This window comes from Brevibacillus soli, assembly GCF_044759095.2.
Lineage (GTDB): Bacteria > Bacillota > Bacilli > Brevibacillales > Brevibacillaceae > JBIYSM02.
Map to the genome: position 1 here is coordinate 1 of NZ_JBIYSM020000081.1, position 7,309 is coordinate 7,309.

The 7,309-nt window shown below is 53.2% G+C and carries 7 protein-coding genes and 1 riboswitch; of the genes, 6 read left to right on the top strand and 1 reads right to left on the bottom strand.

Features of this window, described 5'->3' with window-relative positions; genetic code table 11:
- Positions 1 to 310 precede the first annotated feature (310 nt).
- The 6 genes from ACE99V_RS19895 (at position 311) to uvrC (ending at position 6,830) form a co-directional block, all read left to right on the top strand.
- A complete protein-coding gene (locus ACE99V_RS19895; protein WP_400492945.1) occupies positions 311 to 1,504 on the top strand; it encodes an ABC transporter substrate-binding protein in 1,194 nt (397 codons plus the stop codon).
- A gap of 91 nt (positions 1,505 to 1,595) precedes the next feature.
- Positions 1,596 to 2,462: a branched-chain amino acid ABC transporter permease gene (locus ACE99V_RS19900; RefSeq protein WP_400492946.1), complete on the top strand. Its 867-nt coding sequence runs from the start codon at positions 1,596 to 1,598 to the stop codon at positions 2,460 to 2,462.
- A 15-nt stretch (positions 2,463 to 2,477) separates the two neighbouring features.
- Positions 2,478 to 3,440 (top strand): branched-chain amino acid ABC transporter permease, encoded by a 963-nt coding sequence (locus ACE99V_RS19905; RefSeq protein WP_400492947.1) that lies wholly within the window; start codon positions 2,478 to 2,480, stop codon positions 3,438 to 3,440.
- A 1-nt stretch (position 3,441) separates the two neighbouring features.
- A complete protein-coding gene (locus tag ACE99V_RS19910) occupies positions 3,442 to 4,203 on the top strand; it encodes an ABC transporter ATP-binding protein (protein WP_400492948.1) in 762 nt (253 codons plus the stop codon).
- Between the two features lies 1 nt (position 4,204).
- Positions 4,205 to 4,921, top strand: coding sequence for an ABC transporter ATP-binding protein (locus tag ACE99V_RS19915; RefSeq protein ID WP_400492949.1), 717 nt, complete (start codon positions 4,205 to 4,207; stop codon positions 4,919 to 4,921).
- Between the two features lie 121 nt (positions 4,922 to 5,042).
- The gene (gene uvrC / locus ACE99V_RS19920) at positions 5,043 to 6,830 is read left to right on the top strand and encodes an excinuclease ABC subunit UvrC (RefSeq protein WP_400492950.1); all 1,788 of its coding nucleotides are present in this window, start codon (positions 5,043 to 5,045) and stop codon (positions 6,828 to 6,830) included.
- 87 nt (positions 6,831 to 6,917) lie between these two features.
- Positions 6,918 to 7,106: riboswitch (Lysine riboswitch) on the top strand.
- Here uvrC and ACE99V_RS19925 read toward each other — a convergent pair.
- The coding region (locus ACE99V_RS19925) for a hypothetical protein (RefSeq protein WP_400492951.1) at positions 7,101 to 7,309 on the bottom strand (209 nt) is incomplete at its 5' end. It overlaps the preceding riboswitch by 6 nt.

The window sequence follows — 7,309 nt, forward strand, 5'->3', positions numbered from 1 at the left end:
AAAAACGAAGCAACGGGGGCTTAGTTTGCTATTGCCAAAAAGGCCTGTTCTAAGTCACTTAGATTTTCAGGGTAGAATTTATAAAATTGGACATCAAATACAGCCACAAGGAAAGGGTTCGGGGCCCCGCCCGGCGAAGAAAGGGACCCCACTCGGCACAGCGATGGCTAACGCCGAGTGGGTCGAGGATAGCTAAAGTCGGCTGGGTTTTCTTACGAGGGGGAGACATAATCGTTTGCATTTTCTAATAATTTTTATTAAAATGAATAAATGCAATATTTATTCACTTGTACAAACCAAGGAGGTCACTATGAAAAGGTCACGTCTTTTTCAATCCCTTGCAACATTAACAATAGGGGCCATGATACTTGCAGGATGCGGCGGCGGAAGTCCTGCCTCAAGCGGAACTCCCGCTTCCGGGTCAAGCGGCGGGACAAGCTCTGGAAGTGCCGGCGGCCAGGAGATCACTGCGAAAATTGGCGTCGTAAGCTTTCTTTCCGGCTCGGGTGCGGCTTACGGTGAAGCGCAGAAGAACGGTTTGGAGCTGGCATTGGCCGAACTGAATGAAGCAAATAAAGGAAAGCTGAAGATCGAGCTGCAGTTTGAAGATTCGGGCGGCAAAAAGGAAAGCGCGATCAATGCGGTAAACAAGCTGATCAACCAGGATCAGGTGGTTGCCATTATCGGACCTACCTTGTCCGGTGAAATGTTTGCGGCCGGTCCGGTAGCCAATGAAGCCGAGACACCGATTTTTGGCATCTCCAATACAGCGGAAGGCATCAACGATATTGGCGAATACGTATTCCGCAACTCCCTGCCCGAGTCGATCGCCATTCCGACTGCGATGAAAGCGGCTGTAGAGAAAAAAGGTTTGAAAAAGGCAGCCTTCATTTATGCATCCAATGACGATTTTTCCGTCTCCGGATTCAAAACGATGAAAGCGACAGCCGAAAAGCTTGGTCTGGAAAATCTGGGTGAAGCCACGTTCTCTAACGGAGACGTCGATTTCTCCGCGCAATTGACCAAGATCAAGGAATTGAACCCGGATGTGCTGTTTGTCTCGGCCTTGTATAAAGAAGGCTCCCTGGTCGTGAAAAAAGCACGCGAGCTGGGAATTACAGCCACAATTCTCGGCGGAAACGGATTCAACAACCCGCAGGTATTTGCGATTGCCGGCCCGGCTGCGGAAGGCTTGATTGTCGCAACCCCGTTCAGCCCGGAGAAAAAGGACGACAAGGTTCAAGCATTTGTGAAAGCGTTCGAGGCAAAATACGGCAAAAAGCCGGATCAGTTCGCAGCTCAGGCGTACGACGCGCTGCACATCATGTCCCAGTCCCTGTTGGCTGCAGGAAAAGCTGACCGCGAAGCCCTTCGCGATCAGTTGGCTCAATTGAAAGACTTCCAGGGTGTATCCGGCAACCTCTCCTTTGACGAGAAACGGAATCCGATCGGCGATGCGGTAGTCGTCGTAGCGAAAGACGGAAAATATGTTCCATTTGAATAATTTCAGCGCAAGGCAGCATTGACAACAAAGCGGCATTTGCCCGGGGGTGCCCGGGCAATTTGTTTGTACTCCGATAGCGAGGTGAGGCAGTTTGTTTTGGCAGCAATTCGTCAACGGCTTAACGGTGGGCAGTACCTACTCGTTGATCGCGCTGGGATACACACTGATTTTCGGTGTCCTGGGAATCATTAACATGGCGCACGGGCAAATCTTTATTTTCGGCTCCCTGGTCGGTCTTGTCCTGATGACAAGCGGCCAGATGCCGCTCGTCGCCGCATTGCTCGCAGCAGTCGTGATTTCCGCTGTTCTGGGGCTCATTCTCGAATATACGGCACTGCGCCCTTTGCGAAAGAAAAATGTCCCGCATCTTGCCTCGCTGATTAGCACCATCGGATTTGCCATTTTGGTGGAAGAGGCGATGCACAAATGGTTTGGAGCCGATTCGCGAGCATTTCCCCAAACATTCGGAGACCAAGTGTTTGATCTTGGGCTGGTACAGCTGCGCAGCGTCGACATCCTCATTTTGGCCATTTCCCTGGTGTTGATGTTTGCGCTTCACTTCTGGATCAAGCGAACAAAAATGGGAAAAGCGATCCGGGCAACGGCAGAAAACAGCGATACAGCCAATCTCCTTGGAATCAACACCAACATGGTGATCGTCGTTACCGTGATGCTCGCTTCTGCGCTTGGCGGTGTGGCTGGCATCCTGATCGGCATGGCCTATTCCGCACTGATACCGACAATGGGTCTTACCCTGGGATTCAAAGGCTTGGCCGTTCTGATTTTGGGCGGGGTGGGAAGCATTCCCGGTGCGATGGCATGCGGGATCCTGCTGGGTATTATCGAAGTCTTTTCCGTGGCGTACGGGGATTCATCGTACAGGGACGCTGTCGCATTTGGACTGATCATACTCATCTTGTTGTTGAGGCCTGAGGGATTATTCGGTCGCAAGGTATAGGGGGTGACGCAAGAGATGGACTTACTGAATCCGTACAATATCCAGGTCATTACATTTATCGTGTTAAACGGCATTCTGGCGATCAGCATTTACCTCACGCTGGCTACCGGTCAGCTTTCCCTCGGACATGCCGGCTTTATGAGCATTGGTGCGTACACTGCCAGCATCCTGACCAAGCAAGCGGATTTGCCGCTCTTTGTTGCTGTTGGACTGGGAGCGCTGGCAGCGGGTGTCATTGCTCTTTTGATCGGTGCGCCGACACTTAAATTGCACGGGTTGTATTTGGCGATTGCCACGCTTGGTTTCGGCGAGGTGGTTCGGGTCATTCTGCTCAATCTGGAGATCACCAACGGAGCTCTTGGTCTTACCGGTTTGCAGTCGATCGGCAACTACCTGTACGAATGGGAGAAGGCATTGGGGATCAACGCGCAAGCTGTCGGCGTATCCGTTTTGCAAATGAAAGCCCTCTCCACCCTTGTTTTTCTGCTGTTCCTGTTTTCGCTGATTCTGTTCCTCACCTTGCGATTGAATCGTTCCCGGATCGGGCGCGCCTTTGAGGCGATCAAGGCGGACGAAACGGCGGCAAGAGCGATGGGGCTCCCTGTTTCCTCCTACAAAATGCTTGCTTTCATCATCGGTTCCGTATTGGCCGGTTTGTGCGGGGGCTTGTTTGCGCACATTACCACGACGATCACACCCGATGATTTCAACTATCACAAGGTGGTAGAAATTCTCTCCTTTGCCGTCATTGGCGGAAGCGAGATTGTATGGGGTCCGCTGTTCGGGGCGTTGGTCCTTACATCGCTGCCGGAAGTGCTGCGGGGGCTGGCCGAATACAAAATGTTCATGTACGGCGCGATCATGGTCGGTGTGATGGCTTTCCGTCCGCATGGTCTGATCGGGGCAGACACGTTTCATACCCTTTTTCGCCGCCGCAAACCAACACAAGCGGTAAGCGAAGCGAAGGAGGAGTGCTGACGTGTTGCTGGAACTAAAGAAGATCGGAAAAAGCTTCGGCGGAATTACAGCGCTCCGTGACGTCTCGTTTGCTGTGAACGAAGGGGAAATCGTCGGGTTGATTGGACCAAACGGAGCGGGGAAAACGACGATTTTTAACATGGCCACCGGCATTTTTGAACCGACGACGGGAGAGGTAACCTTTGCCGGCCAGAAACTAAACGGAATGCAGCCCCACAAGATCACGGAAATGGGTGTGGCGCGCACATTTCAAAACATTCGGCTCTTTGGTCACATGAGCGCCCTGGATAACGTAAAGGTGGGCTGCCATACGCGGATGAGCGCCGGATTCTGGGCATCGCTGTTACGGTCGCCGCAGCAGCGCAGAGAAGAACGGGAGGTCCATGCCAAGGCGGAGGAATTGCTCGATTTTGTCGGCTTGTCCGGTGTGCGGGATGTCCGCGCTGATACCCTGGCCTACGGACAGCAGCGTCGCCTGGAAATCGCCCGGGCATTGGCCACGCAGCCGAAGCTGCTTTTGCTGGATGAACCAGCAGCGGGAATGATCGAGAGTGAAACCAAGGCATTGATGGAACTGGTCAAAAACATTCGCGACAGGGGCACAACCGTGCTGCTGGTTGAACACGACATGGGCCTGGTGATGAACTTGTGCGAAAAGGTGGTTTGCATCAACTTCGGCGTGAAGATCGCCGAAGGGACACCGGCAGAGGTGCAAGCCAATCCCGATGTGATTGAAGCCTACCTCGGCAAGGAGGAGGAGTAGGATGCTCACCATACAGAATCTCAGCACGTCGTACGGGCAAATCAAGGCCATCAAGGGAATTTCCCTTGAAGTTCCCGCCGGAAAAATTGTCTCCCTGATCGGGGCAAATGGCGCCGGCAAGACGACAACCATGCGAACCATTGCGGGACAACTGTCGCCTCAAAGCGGCACCATTACGTTTCAGGGACAGCGGATTGAAGGATGGAAGCCGCACAAGATCGTAAAGGCGGGCTTGGCTCTGGTTCCGGAAGGACGCGCCATTCTCGGAAAAATGACTGTCCAGGAGAACCTGGAAATGGGAGCGTTTCAGCGCAAAGATCCAGCAGGGATCAAAGAGGATATGGAAAAGATGATGACCTGGTTCCCCATTTTGAAAGAGAGACGAAACCAGCTGGGAGGCACGATGTCAGGGGGACAACAGCAAATGCTGGCCATTGCGCGCGCCCTGATGTCGAGACCGAAGCTGCTTTTGTTGGACGAACCTTCCATGGGACTGGCTCCCCTTGTCGTTTCGGATATTTTCAAGGTGATCACCCAGATCAATCGCGAAGGAACGACTGTGCTGATCGTCGAGCAAAATGTCAAGCAGGCGTTGAAAATTGCGGATTACGGATACGTCCTGGAGGCGGGAAAGATTGTTCTCGAAGGTACCGGGGAGTCGCTGTTGAATGATGAACGGGTAAAAGAAGCCTATTTGGGCGGTCGGAAACACGCATGACCCTCACGAGAGGAAGAAACTGTCGACTTGTGTTCGGCAGTTTTTTTCGTGTGGAAAACGTGATACCATGTTCATCGAAACACGTTTTTTACTGGTTGGAGAACGAAAGGAGGGGGCAGCCGTGAAGAGCTCCTTGAAAGACAAACTGGCAGTCCTGCCGGATAAGCCGGGCTGCTACCTGATGAAGAACGACAAAGGAGAAATCATCTACGTCGGCAAGGCCAAAGTGCTGAAAAACCGCGTGCGATCGTATTTTACCGGCAGCCACGACGGCAAGACGCAGCTTTTGGTCAGTGAAATCGCCGATTTTGAATATATCGTCGTCTCGTCTCCGATCGAAGCGTTGATTTTGGAGTGCAACCTGATCAAAAAGCACGATCCGCGCTACAATGTCATGCTGAAGGACGACAAGACGTACCCGTACATCAAGATTACCAACGAACCGCAGCCTCGTTTGGAGATCACCCGCAAAGTGGTAAAGGACAAGGCGCGTTATTTCGGACCATACGCGAATGCAGGTGCCGCTTCGGAAGTGAAGAAGCTCCTGGACCGACTCTACCCGCTGCGCAAATGCAAGACGATGCCAAAGCAGGTGTGCCTGTACTACCATTTGGGCCAATGCCTCGCTCCTTGTGTGCACGACGTTGACCCGGCGGAAAACCAGCGTCTGGTGGAGGAGATTTCCAGGTTCCTCGACGGAGGACACGAAGCCATGAAGCAGCAGTTGACGGAAAAGATGATGCAGGCCGCGGAAAACATGGAGTTTGAGCGGGCCAAGGAATTGCGGGACCAGATCCGCAGCATCGAGGCCGTCATGGAGAAGCAGAAAGTGACGCTCACTGATACCATTGACCGCGACATCATTGGCTTTGCCGTGGAGAAAGGCTGGATGTGCATTCAGGTCTTTTACATGCGGCAGGGCAAGATGATTGAGCGGGAGACGACCTCGTTTCCCTACTACGGCGAAGAGGCGGAAGACTTCATGTCGTTCGTCACCCAGTTCTACTACGACAAGCAGCAGGCGCTGCCCAAGGAGATTCTGCTGCCGGAACAGAGCGAGCCGGAGCTTCTGGCCGAATGGCTGGGGGTAAAGGTACTGACTCCGAAGCGGGGCAAGAAGTTTGAGCTGGTGCAAATGGCCAACGAAAATGCGCGGATTGCCCTGCAGGAGAAGTTTGCGCTCATGTCCAAAGACGACGCCCGCACGATTCAGGCGGTGCACAACCTGGGACATGTGCTGGGGATCGGCACGCCGCACCGGATCGAAGCGTTCGACAACTCCAACATCCAGGGGACGGAACCCGTTTCCGCCATGGTCGTATTTACCGACGGACGCCCCGACAAAAAGGAGTATCGCAAGTTCAAGATTCAAAGCGTGCAGGGACCGGACGATTACGGGTCCATGCGGGAAGTGATCCGGCGCCGTTACACCCGTCTCTTGAAGGAAAATCTGCCGATGCCTGATCTGATCGTGATCGACGGCGGCAAGGGGCAAATCAGCGCGGCGATGGACGTGCTGGAAAACGAGCTGGGACTTTATATTCCTGTGTGCGGCCTGGCCAAGGACGACAAGCACAAGACGGCCCAGCTGCTGTTCGGCGATCCGCCGGAGCCGGTTGAACTGAAGCGCGACAGTTACGAGTTTTACCTGCTGCAGCGTATTCAGGACGAGGTGCACCGCTTTGCCATCACCTTCCATCGGCAGGCGCGAAGCAAGTCTCTGCTCTCCTCCCAACTGGATGAAATTCCGGGAATCGGGGAGAAGCGGCGGAAACTGTTGTTCCAGCACTTCGGATCGCTGAAAAAAATGCGAGAGGCAACCGTAGAGGATTTCCGTCAGCTTGGCATCGGCGACAAGCTCGCCCGAGAGATTATCCGTCATCTGCGTAAATTGGATACCGAAAGATGAGGACAATTTAGAAAAAACAAATTGAACCTCCTGTATGAGCGTGATATAATCCCTTTGAAACAGAATAATGAACCTCACTTCCCTATGGAGTGAGGTAGAGGCGCGAAAACCAAGAGTACCCCCCTGAGATCGGGAATCGTTGACGGGTGTGGGAAAGGGGAATTCGCCGAAGTGCGGCAGGTTGACCCAAAACCTCCGTGCTGGGTCTGCGTTGAACAAACGCAGGACTGTCATCCGCGTAATCACCCGTTACCCGGATGGAGAGCTATCTCACAACGTCTCGTTGAGAACGACAGGTGTTGCCCTGTCATGTTCAACGGTCCGTGTGTTAAGGGAAGGAGGAACCGGTATGTCATAAACAGGCAGCGGCAGGTCCATCCTCGTCGTTGCTTTTTTTATCGAGTAGGAAAGTTTAAGGGCTTCACCGTGTGAAAGCGTCCTGAAATAAACGTTCCGGAACGCATAAAAAGTTTCCTCTA